The following is a 14,204-nucleotide window of genomic DNA, read 5'->3' as shown; positions in this document are numbered from 1 at the left end:
CATTTTGGCTTAACGCATTAATTTGAATAATAAGGATCACATCATGGCACAAGTTATCAATACTAACATTCTGTCTCTGACCACTCAGAACAATTTAAACCGTTCACAAGGCGTACTGGGTACTGCGATTGAGCGTTTATCTTCTGGTTCACGTATCAACAGCGCAAAAGACGATGCGGCAGGCCAAGCGATTGCTAACCGTTTCACTGCAAACGTGAAAGGTTTAACCCAAGCAGCACGTAACGCGAACGACGGTATCTCTATCGCACAAACTGCTGAAGGCGCAGTTAACGAAATCAACGATAACTTACAACGCGTTCGTGAACTGACTGTTCAAGCACAAAACGGTACTAACTCTAAGAGCGACATCGAGTCTATCAATAAAGAAGTTAAGGCTCGTATGGACGAGATCAACCGTATTTCTGAACAAACTCAGTTTAACGGCGTGAAAGTATTAAGCCAAGATACTTCAATGAAGATTCAGGTTGGTACTAACGATTCAGAAACTATCGCTATCAACTTGAAAAAAATTGATAGCAAAGAGTTAGGTTTGACTGGTTTTGATGCAAGCTCAAGCAAATTCGGTTCAGAAGTCACTGCTGATAGTTATGTTAAGAAGTTACAAGGTGACCTTGATGATAATGTATCTGCAACAGCAGCGGCTAAGAAAGGTTTTGATGATATTAAGGTTGACGGTGCTAAACTTACTGGTGCTAAAGTATATTATGCAACCAACGCCGATGGCACAGATAATACCGCACAAATGTTTATTGTTGGTAAAAATGCAGCAGGTGAAGAAGTCACAGCTAAAATGGCTGCACCTACAGTAACTGCTGGGAAGAAAGAAACTAGTGCTGGTGCTGGTGATGAAGTTGAACCAGAATTAACATTTGCCGCAGCTACCACTTTAACTGAAGCTGAGCAAGAAGCACTGGATGCTAAAGGCCCTCTGGGTACTTTAGACAAAGCATTAGCAACTGTTGATAGCTTACGTTCAGATTTAGGTGCTATCCAAAACCGTATGCAGTCTACTATCAATAACCTGAACAACTCTGTTAACAACCTGAGCGCAGCACGTAGCCGTATTCAAGACGCTGATTTCGCAACAGAAGTTTCTAACATGAGCCGTGGTCAGATCCTGCAACAAGCAGGTACTGCTGTGTTAGCACAAGCTAACCAAGTTCCACAAGGTGTTTTAAGTCTGTTACGTTAATTTAGACTTGTATTCCTGATTAAAGGCCAGCAATGCTGGCCTTTTCTTTGCCCGTCATACTTCGCGCCGCAGCGTTGTTGACTTCAGTCGCTCACCCGAATCACGTACCTATGTACGCTCATCGGGATAATCTCCTTCGTCGCCTAGCCGCACCACGAATTATTTAGGGCTCGCTTAAGCATTTTCAGACAAGTTCTGTATGGCTTTTAGCGCTGGTTTTGGCACAGCTGTAAATTAATATATTTGATAACAGAATAAAAATAATAATAACCAGAGGGGTGTTAACCAGAAAACCAGACTCATAAACATAGGGTAGGGAAATTCCGCCAAAGATATCCCCTGTCAAAAATGCGGTTTGTATTAAACCAAAAATATGTTCGGCATTCCCTTTGCGGGCGATCTCCATCTCAACCAAATTGATTAATAGTGAGCAAACTGTTCTAAACATATACATGGTAATAATCGAGATGGCGAAAATAACCGGAGAACCATATTTTATTGACCAGAACATGCCATAGAGCATCAGCATGCATAAAACAGAAAAAACAAGTAATGAGATAGGTTTATCTTTGTCAGAAAAAATAAACATAAAAAGGTTTTTGAGTACTAGCCCAGAAATAATGCCTAATGACATCACAAGGCCAACATTCGCATCTGAAAAATGCATGTTTTTTAAATACACTGGGATAATGGGTAAGATCAACGCCCAACTGGTGCCACTGAGAATAAATGCAATAAATAAAACTAAATCTGCTTTATTGAGAAAATGAAAAAATGAAGAGCCTTTTTGGGAGCCTTTTTTTACTAATGGTTTCTCAGTTTTTGGTATTTTTAATGAAGGAATGGCTACAATGGCGATTAATACCATGACCCCGCTAATCAATAAGGCGGAACGATATGGAGTTTGATCGATAATTGATAAAATCGTCACTAGCCCTCCTGCAATAAAAGCCCCAAGGCTTTGTGCAATTGTGCTTAAATTATCGGTGTGTAGCAGGACTTTATTTTGTTCCTGTTTATCAATATTAAAAATCAGTGATTTAAGTGCAATAGCGATAATATTCGCACCCATCCCTGCCATCAAACCTGACGTGACAGCGATAGCCATGCCTGTGGGATAGGCTCTAAGAACAAGGCCGCCTCCATATAGAAAAAAGCCCACCATTAACCCATGCTTAGTGCCAATTTGGGACAGTCCTTTGGCATAAAGTAGTGAGCAGGCCCCCGCAATTGCCATCATTACGTACGAAATTGAAAATAACGTTAATTGCGCCTGCTGTTCCCAGTAGATAGGCTGCAATGTTTTGGATATCCACATTGGGAAAAGATAGAAAAAATAAAAGAAATATATTTTGTATATCATTTTTCTTCTTAATTATTTAAGTTTAAATTAAAAGATAATAACCTCAAAATATCTATATGTTATTTTACTTTTTAATTAAACTAATATGCTATTACATTAGTGAATGTAAAAATACATTATATAAGTTAAATCTGTCAAATAATAAGTTGTTTACCTTGTTAGTCCGAATTAACTTAATTTTTAATTAATATTAATTGTATTTAATAATGATATTATTTATATATAATCCATTAATCTGATTATTTTCTTTGTCATTATTTTCCATATCTAGTGCTATGTTTACTTTGGTTCTCATGCTTAGTGTTAAGCTAGCTTGCTGCTTACCGATAACTTTACTTGCTTTAAGAAGGCTAATTTAGTCAATAACAAAGTCTAAAGTCCAAATCTGCAATTTAATGACAAAATCACTTCTCAATAAAACAACCACTCCCTCTTGTATTACCAGTAAAATTCCCTAAAAATTGTGTTAAAACAATCGTTAACATTGCAATCATTCAAATTTTACCTATTTAGGATAAGGCAAATAAAGCCATATTTAGTGCCTTACTCTACGGATTGAATTCAAAACCAACACAGATAATGAATAACTTTTATAGAGCTTGAAGGGTGATTCAGGTTGTGAGTGATTTGTATACTGCCGAAGGTGTGATTAATAAAAATAGCCTATGGGAGCGTTATTACCCTCTAATACGCCATGAAGCCCTAAAACTGCAAGTTAGACTACCCGCTAGTGTTGACATTGACGACTTAATTCAAGCGGGGGGCATAGGCTTACTGCATGCATTGGAACGTTTCGATGTGACTCAAGGGGCATCGTTCGCTACCTATGCGGTGCAGCGTATTCGTGGCTCAATGCTAGATGAATTGCGCAGCCGTGACTGGGTGCCGCGTAGTGTACGCCGCCAAGCGCGTGAAATGACCAAAGCCATTGGTGCGCTGGAGCAATCATTAGGGCGCAGTGCCACCGAGCCGGAAATCGCCAAAGCGCTGGATATTGACCTTGCTGAGTATCGCCAAGCGCTGCTAGACACCAATAACAGCCAACTGTTTTCCTATGATGAATGGCATGAGGTTCATGGGGAAAGCTGTGAGCCGCAAATGGATGAAGATGACGGCGGTAACCCGTTGAGTCTGTTGCTAGATTCCAGCTTGCGTGACCAAATCGCGGCGGCGATTAATCAATTACCAGAACGCGAAAAAATGGTGCTGACACTGTATTACCAAGAAGAGCTGAATCTGAAGGAGATTGGCGCGGTGCTGGAGGTGGGGGAGTCAAGGGTGAGTCAGCTGCATAGTCAGGCTATTAAGCGTCTCCGCGGCCGCCTCAGATAGATGCTCGTCATACTTCGCATTGTGGGGGTGTCGACTGCGCTCGGCTACTCGGGTCACATACTTATGTATGCTCCCCGAGATATCCTCTCTGGTCTTCTACCCACAATACGAATTATTTAGAGCATCAGCATCGAGGGATTTTTAATAAAACCTAAATCGAAACTGTTTTTTAGATATTTCCAGTGTTTTTCATACTGATGTATGCTATTAGGGCTAAACTAGCTTGCCGCCTAGCTGTAGCACGAATTATTTAGAGCATACGCATAGGGGTATTTTAAATCTCATTTAAATTTGTTTTTTCTACTATATTTCTACGCTTTTAACGATGTTACTTTCTATTATTCATCCAGCTCTGCCGATCTAACCAAAAAATTCTCTGCCGTGGTGTGCCATGCTCTTGGGGATTGGGTGAACCCCAGTTTTAAGTATTCGGTGAGGTTGCTGTCGGTGGAGAAAAATAAAATCTGGCAGTCGGCGGGGAGTTCTTCAGCGACGAGGCGCATTAATTGGCGGTCGATACCGTGTTTTTGATAATGCATATCAACGGCCAGTTCGCAGATATAACAGCAAGAACTAAAATCCGTCACCGTGCGGACAAAACCGACCACCTGTTCGTCATCCCATGCACTAACCAATAAATCCGCGTTATTCAGCATTGCATCTAATTGAGTAAGATTATCGGTTGGCACCATTTCTTTAAATGGTGACTGGCGAATTAATCGAATAAAATCCTCAATAGAGATAGCAAAATTGACTTTATAGTTCAGGCGATTGGCAAGAGCATCCATAGAGTTCCCCTATTAATCAAACGGCACTCTTATAGGTTTAGCCTGAAATAGCGTAAATTTCCTGTTTTTTGTGGAATTTTATCATGGCCTAGCTATTCCAATTACTGCGTAAATGTCCTAAGTTAAATTCAAGGTCGTTGTGATGTTTAACCCAATTGGGTAAATACCATAAGAATTCTATTCAACAGATAAGTGAACGAGATATGACTATGGAACTAAAGGATTATTACAGCATCATGGGTGTTAAGCGCACCGATGATTTAAAAACCATTAAGACCGCGTATCGCCGTTTAGCGCGAAAATATCACCCCGATGTCAGTAAAGAGCCAAATGCAGAAGCGCGATTTAAAGAAATTGCAGAGGCGTGGGCGGTACTCAGTGACAAAGAAAAACGCGCGGAATACGATGAAATGTGGGAGCACAGAAATGACCCCTATTTTAACCAAGCTAACCAAGGCCAACAAAGCCACACATATTCTCAGCAAGGGTTTGATGCGGGTGGTTTTGATGACATTTTTTCATCGATGTTTTCCCAACGTACACGTGGTAGCACAAGGCAAGCACGCAGTCACCGCGGGCAGGACTTAGAAGTTGAACTGGCTGTTTTCCTTGAAGAAACCCAAGAACCACATAAACGTACCATTAGCTATAACTTACCCGTCTATAACGCTTTTGGTTTTATCGAAAATGAAGTTCCCAAAACACTTAATGTGACTATCCCGGCAGGGGTGATTGATGGGCAACGTATTCGCTTAAAAGGGCAAGGCACAGCGGGGGAAAATGGCGGTGAAAATGGCGATCTATGGATAACCATCCGCATTGCACCACATCCATTATTTGATATCAAAGGCCATGATTTAGAAGTGGTCGTGCCGCTTGCGCCATGGGAAGCAGCCCTCGGAACTAAAGTCACCATTCCAACATTAAAAGACCCGATTGTGATCACCGTTCCTGCTAATAGCCAAGCTGGCCAAAAATTACGCCTTAAAGGTAAAGGGCTGAAACATAAAGGCACAGCTGGGGATCTGTATGCGATTATAAAAATCGTGATGCCGAATAGCAGTAATGCAGAGTCGGATGCGCTATGGCAGAAGTTGGCTGAGAGCCATACGCACTTTGACCCGCGTAAAAATTGGGGAGGAAAATAATGGAACAGTTCACATCATTAACTGTTATTGATTTTTGCGTTCATACTGGCATTGCTGAAGATGAATTACAGGAAATCGTCGGCCTTGGGATAATTCAACCCATTGAAACGACTAATGAGTGGTTGTTTGATGACCAAGCGGTGGTCATTATGAGAAGAGCCGTGCGTCTTTACCATGAATTAGAAATTGACTGGCCGGGCATCGCAATGGCGATGAGCCTAATGGATCAAAATGAAATACTCCGACGCGAAAATGAAATGTTGCGTTTACAGTTAAAACGTTTTATTGGTTAGTTAGCCAATAATTTAATTATTCACCACCACAAGCCTTAATAAGTAAATTAGGTTTGTGGTGGTTATAGTTGCTATTTGTTTTTTAAACTAATCATGTTTTTAATTTTTATAAAACATATAATAAATTTGATGCTTGCTTGATATATTTATCATCGTTATTTTTTATGCTAGGTCATATAGGGACATATACATGAAAAATACTATTATCATTTTTATGAAAATAATAAGCTTGATATTCACTTTTAATAAATATGCTTATTTTTTTTTTGACGTCACTATCAATTTTCAGGGATATCCATGCTCAAGATAAAAATCCAAGATTGATATCAGAATTAAATCAAAGAAAAGAATTATAAAACCAGCCGTTAAAAAAGAAGGAAGAAATGAAAATAGTATTAAAAAATGGAATTAAACTCATCATATGTTTTAGTTAATGAAGTTAGAACACAAAGAATTCTAGCACTCCCTTGTATTATCCATCGAAATTAAAGGTAAATAATTGGTCATTACATTGGAATATTCAAGTTAACTCATAATCTATGTAGGAGAAGTTTATGGTTGAACATAAAATACCACGTTTGAAGCGTTTTATTATCTACTATCTGATGTGTTTATTTATATTATTTCCGATTAATCCATCTTGGGGTAGTAATGTTTTAATTTCAGGGAATGACTCTTCAGTTTATCAAAAAAACAGCACCACTATTGTTAATATAGCTACTCCAAATGAAAATGGTATTTCGCATAATAAATACCAACAATTTAATATCCTTGAAAAAGGTATTATATTAAATAATTCAAAGAATACAGTAAAAACTCAACTCGCAGGGGACATAAATGGAAACAATAGGTTAAGAGAAATTAATGCAGAACTGATTATTAATGAAGTTGTAGGAAATAGTCAGTCCCAGTTACTTGGAAAATTGGAAGTGGCGGGAAAATCTGCGAATGTGATTATAGCAAACCCAAATGGAATAACGTGCAATGGATGTAGCTTTATCAATGTTCCCGCGCTCACCCTAACAACAGGAAAACCATTTCTTGGTAGCGACGGTCAATTATCTGCTATTGAAGTAAAAAAAGGGACGATCACCATTGGCAATAAAGGAATGAATGCCGAAACCCCAAATTATACGGATATTATTAGCCAAGCAATGGTTCTTAATGGACAAATTAAAGGGAAAAATGTCTCATTGATGCATGGGAATAATCGTATTGATTTCCAAAAAGGAACTGTAACATCAATTAATGGCGAAATACAAAGCCCTATTATTGCTATTGATACAAAAGCACTTGGAGGCATGTATGCTGGCCAAATAAAATTAACGAGTACAGCATCAGGTATAGGAGTCAATTTAAATAACATTTACACCACTCAAGGGAGCTTAATACTAACTGCTGATGGGAAAATTACAACAAATGGTAATATTCAATCAAAAAATGAAATTAATGTTAGTGGTAAAGAACTCTATATTAAGAAAAATGCAAAATTAAATGCGGAAAATGATATTACCCTTGCGACAAATTCTTTAATCAATAAAGGCGAGATTATAGCAGGTAAGGACATGCGTATTTTTTCTAATACAATTAAAAATACGGGTGAAAAAGCACTTGTTCAAGCGAAAGAAAATTTGTGGATACAGAAAAATGCAATTGGAGATTTAAGTCAATCTATCGTAAACAAGTCCGCAACGATTAAAACAGAAAAGGGAGACTTGGTTGTTAGAGCGAAAGAGGTTGCAAATAACCGAAGCTTAGAGGGACTATATTTTACCGCTCAAGGTAGTGATGATAAAAAATCTGTTTTTTCCAATGATGCAGTGGGTAAGGAATTTAAAAATCCCATTATTTTAAACCCGATAAAAGAAGGAATAACAGATGATGGAGTTCTTTATTTTCTGACACATAATTATGATGTGCCCGCCTATGATTTTAGAGACTGGCAAAATAGTTATTTTGTCAATTCTGGGATTAGTGACCCAAAAAGAAACTTGGAGTTTTTAAATAGATTGCTTGGTGGTACAGTTCCCATTTCTTCCCTACCTGTTATTAATCTAGGAAATTATAAATATGCCTATAAAACCATTGGTAAAACAGGTGATATCTTGGCTGGTAAGAACTTATATATATCCGCTAATGAATTATTAAACTATGGTAGTAATATAAAATCAAAAGAAAATATGATATTGACAGGGAGGAGCTTCATAAATAGTAGTTTATTAGTTCAAAACGAACATGAGCGTTATTATAGGTTTACACCAAATGCCATGCGGAATGAATTAACATTCACAGATAGCCCTGCCATTAGCAATCAATTTATAGATTATAGTATTACTGGGTATAGACTACCTGATGAGACTTTTGCATTACGCCAAATAGACTACCCTATTTATGCTCCTGCCAGTATTTTCGCAGGTAATAATTTTATGAGTGATTTCTTAGAGGATGTGGATTTTAGATATACATCCAATGATAGAATATCACTAGGTAATGGCTTTGTTAAAGGCATTATTAATAAACCTGATTATGGCAACTCAAAAGCAAGTAAGCTATATCCATCTAATCGCTATTCTCACCTTGATTATTATGATGATAAACCTTTCATCGTTCTACCAAAAGATAAAGAAATCATTCAGGATGTACCTAATATTGTTACTGCTAAAAATGTTTTTATCAAGGGGGGAAATGTTAAAATTAATCATGGGTTAAAATCCGAACAGGATGTATACATATTTTCTAATACAAATATTGATTTAGAAAATGCAGAAATAGATACAAAGCATGATTTTATTCTTTCAGCTGATAAAAATATAGAAGTAAGGAAAAATAGTCAAGTAAATGCAAATAATGCGTTTATAAAATCTTTACAAGGCAGTGTGTTGATTTCAAATGACACGCCTGAAAGATATTACAATAAAAATGGGAAAGCATATGAAGGAAATATTTCAGTTAAAAATGATATCTTAGTGCAAGCAAAAGGAAATGTAATTTTCCTCGATTCAGTGATAAAACCTCTAAATAATTTCTCTGTAAATGCAGGTGAAAATATATTGTTTTTGGAAAACGATATAAATACCCCTAAGATACGAGTTAAAGAGTTATGGGATAGTGAAAAATATAAAACTAATTTTAATAACTTTCTTAACAATAGAGGGAAAATACAAACAAATAAAGACTTATTGCTTCAAGCGGGTGGTAATTTATTTTCATCAGGTTATGGTTTTTATTCTAATAATAACATTAATTTTATAAATGGCTCTGAGCTTTCAATTAGACCTCGATTCTCGTCTGGTGAATATGATGCTGTTCTTACGGACACACTAGATGCATATTTTTTACCAGAAAAAGCGAATGAATTAACGCGAGTATTATCTCATTCACAAATACAGAAACTAATTGCTCCCATTTCCGCTAAAAAAGATCTCACTATGATGAGTGGTGAAGATATGGGGATTATTTCAGCTAACCTTTCGAGTGGGGGAAACATCACACTATCAGAGGGCAAACAACTTACTCTTGATTCTACATCATATTCCTTGACTGACTTCCCAACTAGGAATTTTTATGAAAGGAAAAATTTAGTCACTTCAATAGAGAGTGGTAAAGATATTGTTTTAAGTTCTGCTGGAGATTTTGTTAGTCGAGGCGCTAAGTTAGAAGCAGGTAAAAATATCACAATTACAAGTGATAACAATATCAAGTTTGAAGCATTAACAGAGGAAAGTCGAAAAAATAATACAGATAAAAGGGAACAACGTAGATCAGAAATTCATAGCGGGAAAAATATCACTTTATTGTCAAATGGTAGTACATTATTTCAAGCAACAAAACTTGCAGCGAAAGGCTTTATTGATATTGCAGCTAAGGGGGGATCCTTTACGCACAATCTATGATTGAAACGACTAAGTGGGAGGAAGAGCGCAAATATTGCAATCGTTTTTTAGGTATAAAATCATGCTTCTGGGGTTCGACCCATGAAATAAAAAACTTTCAATCTGCTACGAATAAAGTCTCTGAATTTGTCGCAAATAAAGATATCAACTTATTTGCCAAAGACGATATCACATTAGAAGCTACAAAACTCAACACCAGACATAATGCAAAGATAACTAGCCAGACTGGTAAGGTGAATTTTAAAGCAGTTAAAAATAGTAAGTTTGAGCAAGTCATTTCTAATTCAACTGGCTTTTATATTACTCACCGGGATAAGGGATATAAAGAGGACTCATGGGTATTACCCTCATTACATATTGGTGGTGCGTTGACTGTTGGTGCCGCGAATGGTGTGAGTGCAGATGTTAAAGCTAAAAATGCTCAAAATTTAGAAAGCGTCCTTAATGAATTAGGGAAAAGGGATGAAACTAAATGGCTAGCCAGTTTAAAAGATCGTAAAGATATCCAATGGGATATTGTTAAAGATGCTTATGAGCAATGGGATTATGAAAGTCAGCATTTAAACCCTGTAGTGTCAGCATTGATTATGATTTCAATTGCAGCAATGACTCACGGAACGGCAACCGAGTTTGCAGCTTGGGCATCATCCGGATCTAGTGGTGTGACAGGAGGTGCAATATCCGGAGCGGCTTATAGTGGCGTGATGGCTTTATCAGCTCAAACAGCTAATGCATTGGTTGAAAATAAAGGAGATTTAACAAAAACATTTAATGCATTAGGCCGGAGCGAAACGGTTAAATCGATTATTACCCAGATGGCTGTTTCCGGCGCACTCAGTGGTTTAGATGTTCATATGGAGTGGGGAGCAGGAACTGGGGCTGAAGCGAAGCTACCTTTATTGAGTGATGGTGATTGGAGTAATGTGGCACAACGTGTTGCGGCACAATCTGTTGTTAGTTCAAGCATTAATACATCAATTCAAGGTGGCAGTTTTACTCAAAATTTAAAAAATGCATTTTTAGGTAATGTCGCTAATCAACTGAATGCAGAGGGTGCTAGGCTAATTGGCGATAATGGGCAAATTTTAGGTCAATCAGGGAAAATGCTCAGTCACGCTGCTGTGAGCGGGCTTGCTGCTGAGCTTTCAGGTAACAATACAAAAGGTGCTGTTGTTGGTGCTCTCGCTGCGGAATTTGCAGCGATTGCTCTAGATGATAATTTAATTCAGGCGCATGAATGGAAAAAGAAAGCAGAACAAAAAGCTCAAATGGCGAAAGCTTTTGGCGGATTTGCAGGTGCGATATTTACTGGCGAACCCGGAGGGGTTTATAGCGCAGCAAATAGTGCTGAGAATACTTTTCGTTATAACTATTTATCTCACAAGCAACGTGAGTTAATGGAAAAAGAGCTAGCTGCTGAGCCTAATCTTTTTAAGCGTGCTGGGATCCATATCAAATGGGGATTAGCCAGTAGTCATCAGGATGGTATTTTTGCTGCCGGTTTCGTTGCGGGAGTTCCTGCAGAGTTATGGGATACATTAAAAGATGTTGTAAATGGAACAATAAATTATGAAGAAACATGGGATGGGATACGTGCTTTATTAACAAGTGAAACAATGTTCAGTGATATAGCTGAGGGTGAAAAACAAGATATTCTAAATCGAATTAATAAAATTGAAATCGAATATCAGAAAGCTGGAGCTGATGGTGCGTTTAATGCGGGTTTAGAAACTGGTCAACTATTTACTAAGGTAGCAGGATATATTGTTACTGTTAAAAGTGCTGCTAGCATATCAGCGAATTCAGGCCGATATGTTGATGCGCTATTGAATGGTAAAAAATCTTGGCCTATTATAGATATCAAAGAAATATATAGAATTGAGCCGGACGGTAGAAAAACCTATATGGCTTTTGGAGAAGGCGTTTACAAGCAAGGCTATCCATTTGAAGATTATATTGGTAAATCTAGAAAACTAGCGGATAGTGAAAGGTTACCTGCGGGGACGGAAACATTTGACTATTTTACAAAAAATAAAGAAGCGATAAGTGTAAAAACATTAGATACGGGAGCTAAAACATATCAAAACCCAGTTAAGATCAGTTCAAAAATAAACGGATATATAAATGATGTGGTTAATTTCAAAGGAATAAACAGCATTAAATTTAAGCTTGAAAAGTCAAGTGTAAAAAATAAAACGATAGAGTTAGCTATACCGTGTAAAACTACTCCAGCACAATGGATTGAAATTAATAAATCAATAATTTACGCTAATGATAAAAACATAAAACTTAATATAACGGTTGTTAAGTAAGGAACAATATATGCTTGATTATGATTCTGGGGATAATGTATCAATCCGAGTTAACGAACGATTTTATTTTATATTTGTTCTTTCGGGATATCATTTTTTTGTTAGAGATAATGAGACGCCCGTTTATTGTTTGGAAAAAGATACTGCTGAAGAAAAGTTAGGTGAAATGTTAAAGTTAGCATTAAGTCAGTGTCGAATTATAGATCCGTATGAAAATTCTGATTTTTTTGATAGAAAGAGGATTGATGAAGACTATAAAGAGTGGGTTGGTGATGTGTTAATTAAATGTAAGTTTAAAAGTATAAAATCACTTTTTTTAAATATGATGTCATGCAGTATTAAACGAATTAATGGTAACATTATATTGCAACCTAGTTTGCATAAAAAACTAAAAGATTGGACGAGAGATGGATATAGTGATGATGATGATATTATTTTACCGGATACAGTAACAAACGCAGAATTAGGTAAAGCCATAAAGGAAGTGCTTTCTCGTTGCCGAAGTGTGGTCAAGTAAAATGTTTAGGCTGTAGTGAAGGCGTTTACAAGCAAGGCTATCCATTTGAAGATTATATTGGTGTACATAGAAATTTTAAGAAAGCAGAAAGAATGCCATATGGGTTTGAAACTTTCGATTATTTTTCAAAGGGAGAAGTTGTAAGTGTGAAAACCTTAAATACCAGTGCAAAGACACACCAAAAGCAGAATGAAATAAATCGAGTACTTAACAGTTACATTAATAAAGTAAATGATTTTAAAGGTGCTAGTAAGTCCGGCGTTGAATTGAAAAGCTCAGATATAAAAACTAAAACAATAGAGCTAGGAGTTCCAGATAAAACAACAGCATCACAATGGCTGGAAATCAATCAGTCAATAATATATGCAGCAGAAAAGAATATAAGTCTTAGAGTAATAATTGTAAAGCAAGGAGGATAGATGAGTAATTCTTCTACTAAAGAGTCTTGGGTAAGCATTTACTTTAATGAGGCGTATTATTTTATACATACCATTTCGCGTTATAATCTCCGTGTTTTGGACTATAAAATGCCTATTTATCATCTTTCGAAAGAGGTTGATACGCGGGAGTTAGGCAAAACAATATTTTTAGCGCTGGATAATAGTAGAATAATTGATATAAATACGCCCGAGGATATTTTTAGTCGTGATGGTGTATCTTTGGCCTATCAAAAATGGATTGATGATGGGAAAAAAATATGCAAGTCGAAAAACCGTAAAAGTTTTTTATTAAAAATGATGTTATGCCACATTTGTCGAGAGGGTGATCATATAATAATTACGCCAACACTCCATAAAAAACTAGAAACATGGACGGGGGATGGGTTTACTGAGGATGACTATATTGTTTTGCCGGATAGTGTTTCTGATGAAGAACTCGGTGAAGCCATAAAGGAAGTATTTTCTCGTTGCCGAAGTGTGGTCAAGTAAAATGTCTAGGCTGTAGTGAAGGTGTTGGCAAGCAAGGCTATCCATTTGAAGATTATATTGGTAAATCTAGAAAACTAGCGGATAGTGAAAGGTTACCTGCGGGGACGGAAACATTTGACTATTTTACAAAAAATAAAGAAGCGATAAGTGTAAAAACATTAGATACGAGAGCTAAAATATATCAAAACCCAGTTAAGAACAGTTCAAAAATAAACGGATATATAAATGATGTGGTTAATTTTAAAGGGATAGACCAATCAAGGCTCACACTGTTAAATTCAGATATCAAACTAAGGACTATAGAAATAGCAATCCCAAGTAAAACAACTTCAGATCAATGGGTGGAAATTAATAAATCCATAGCTTATTCTATAGAGAATAATATTAATATGAAAATTACAATAGTAAAATAGGGG

Annotated in this window: 12 protein-coding genes; 10 read left to right on the top strand and 2 right to left on the bottom strand. The window is 36.8% G+C overall.

The features are described from left to right. The first annotated feature begins 43 nt into the window (after nucleotides 1-43). Complete coding sequence (locus P3L44_RS13110) at nucleotides 44-1,213, top strand: FliC/FljB family flagellin (RefSeq protein ID WP_140170698.1); 1,170 nt, start codon at nucleotides 44-46, stop codon at nucleotides 1,211-1,213. 184 nt (nucleotides 1,214-1,397) lie between these two features. Here P3L44_RS13110 and P3L44_RS13105 read toward each other — a convergent pair whose 3' ends face one another. Continuing rightward, a complete protein-coding gene (locus tag P3L44_RS13105) occupies nucleotides 1,398-2,576 on the bottom strand; it encodes an MFS transporter (protein WP_272661471.1) in 1,179 nt (392 codons plus the stop codon). 618 nt (nucleotides 2,577-3,194) lie between these two features. On the opposite strand from P3L44_RS13105, the gene P3L44_RS13100 reads away from it, so the two are divergent. Next, nucleotides 3,195-3,908 carry an RNA polymerase sigma factor FliA gene (locus P3L44_RS13100; RefSeq protein WP_140170696.1) on the top strand — a complete coding sequence of 238 codons (714 nt, stop codon included), beginning with the start codon at nucleotides 3,195-3,197 and terminating at the stop codon, nucleotides 3,906-3,908. Between the two features lie 338 nt (nucleotides 3,909-4,246). On the opposite strand, the gene P3L44_RS13095 is transcribed toward P3L44_RS13100, so the two are convergent. After that, a complete protein-coding gene (locus P3L44_RS13095; protein WP_140170695.1) occupies nucleotides 4,247-4,696 on the bottom strand; it encodes a GNAT family N-acetyltransferase in 450 nt (149 codons plus the stop codon). 209 nt (nucleotides 4,697-4,905) lie between these two features. Here P3L44_RS13095 and cbpA point away from each other — a divergent pair, with 209 nt between their 5' ends. From cbpA to P3L44_RS13055, 8 genes are all read left to right on the top strand, one after another. Further along, nucleotides 4,906-5,844 (top strand): curved DNA-binding protein, encoded by a 939-nt coding sequence (gene cbpA / locus P3L44_RS13090; protein ID WP_272661487.1) that lies wholly within the window; start codon nucleotides 4,906-4,908, stop codon nucleotides 5,842-5,844. After that, on the top strand, nucleotides 5,844-6,137 hold the full coding sequence (locus tag P3L44_RS13085) for a chaperone modulator CbpM (protein ID WP_272661472.1): 294 nt from the start codon (nucleotides 5,844-5,846) through the stop codon (nucleotides 6,135-6,137). Before cbpA ends, P3L44_RS13085 begins: the two co-directional genes overlap by 1 nt. 554 nt (nucleotides 6,138-6,691) lie before the next feature. After that, nucleotides 6,692-10,030: a filamentous hemagglutinin N-terminal domain-containing protein gene (locus tag P3L44_RS13080; protein WP_272661473.1), complete on the top strand. Its 3,339-nt coding sequence runs from the start codon at nucleotides 6,692-6,694 to the stop codon at nucleotides 10,028-10,030. Continuing rightward, the gene (locus P3L44_RS13075) at nucleotides 10,027-12,342 is read left to right on the top strand and encodes a DUF637 domain-containing protein (protein ID WP_272661474.1); all 2,316 of its coding nucleotides are present in this window, start codon (nucleotides 10,027-10,029) and stop codon (nucleotides 12,340-12,342) included. The genes P3L44_RS13080 and P3L44_RS13075 overlap by 4 nt, the downstream gene beginning before the upstream one ends. A 10-nt stretch (nucleotides 12,343-12,352) precedes the next feature. After that, nucleotides 12,353-12,859, top strand: a complete 507-nt coding sequence (locus P3L44_RS13070; RefSeq protein ID WP_096865237.1) for a contact-dependent growth inhibition system immunity protein — start codon at nucleotides 12,353-12,355, stop codon at nucleotides 12,857-12,859. Beyond that, complete coding sequence (locus P3L44_RS13065) at nucleotides 12,838-13,278, top strand: hypothetical protein (protein ID WP_272661475.1); 441 nt, start codon at nucleotides 12,838-12,840, stop codon at nucleotides 13,276-13,278. Before P3L44_RS13070 ends, P3L44_RS13065 begins: the two co-directional genes overlap by 22 nt. Next, complete coding sequence (locus P3L44_RS13060; RefSeq protein ID WP_272661476.1) at nucleotides 13,279-13,788, top strand: contact-dependent growth inhibition system immunity protein; 510 nt, start codon at nucleotides 13,279-13,281, stop codon at nucleotides 13,786-13,788. Next, a complete protein-coding gene (locus P3L44_RS13055) occupies nucleotides 13,767-14,201 on the top strand; it encodes a hypothetical protein (RefSeq protein WP_272661477.1) in 435 nt (144 codons plus the stop codon). Before P3L44_RS13060 ends, P3L44_RS13055 begins: the two co-directional genes overlap by 22 nt. Nucleotides 14,202-14,204 lie beyond the last annotated feature (3 nt).

The organism is Providencia sp. PROV175 (genome assembly GCF_032707045.1).
In the GTDB taxonomy this organism is placed as follows: Bacteria; Pseudomonadota; Gammaproteobacteria; order Enterobacterales; family Enterobacteriaceae; genus Providencia; species Providencia hangzhouensis.
Note: the sequence above shows the minus strand (reverse complement) of the source record. Positions and strands in the feature narration are given on the sequence as shown.

Excerpts from the sequence above, each read along its gene's own strand:
- P3L44_RS13110 (WP_140170698.1), top strand. The coding sequence starts at position 44 with ATGGCACAAGTTATCAATACTAACATTCTGTCTCTGACCACTCAGAAC.
- P3L44_RS13105 (WP_272661471.1), bottom strand. The coding sequence starts at position 2,576 with ATGATATACAAAATATATTTCTTTTATTTTTTCTATCTTTTCCCAATG.
- P3L44_RS13095 (WP_140170695.1), bottom strand. The coding sequence starts at position 4,696 with ATGGATGCTCTTGCCAATCGCCTGAACTATAAAGTCAATTTTGCTATC.
- cbpA (WP_272661487.1), top strand. The coding sequence starts at position 4,906 with ATGGAACTAAAGGATTATTACAGCATCATGGGTGTTAAGCGCACCGAT.
- P3L44_RS13085 (WP_272661472.1), top strand. The coding sequence starts at position 5,844 with ATGGAACAGTTCACATCATTAACTGTTATTGATTTTTGCGTTCATACT.
- P3L44_RS13080 (WP_272661473.1), top strand. The coding sequence starts at position 6,692 with ATGGTTGAACATAAAATACCACGTTTGAAGCGTTTTATTATCTACTAT.
- P3L44_RS13075 (WP_272661474.1), top strand. The coding sequence starts at position 10,027 with ATGATTGAAACGACTAAGTGGGAGGAAGAGCGCAAATATTGCAATCGT.
- P3L44_RS13070 (WP_096865237.1), top strand. The coding sequence starts at position 12,353 with ATGCTTGATTATGATTCTGGGGATAATGTATCAATCCGAGTTAACGAA.
- P3L44_RS13060 (WP_272661476.1), top strand. The coding sequence starts at position 13,279 with ATGAGTAATTCTTCTACTAAAGAGTCTTGGGTAAGCATTTACTTTAAT.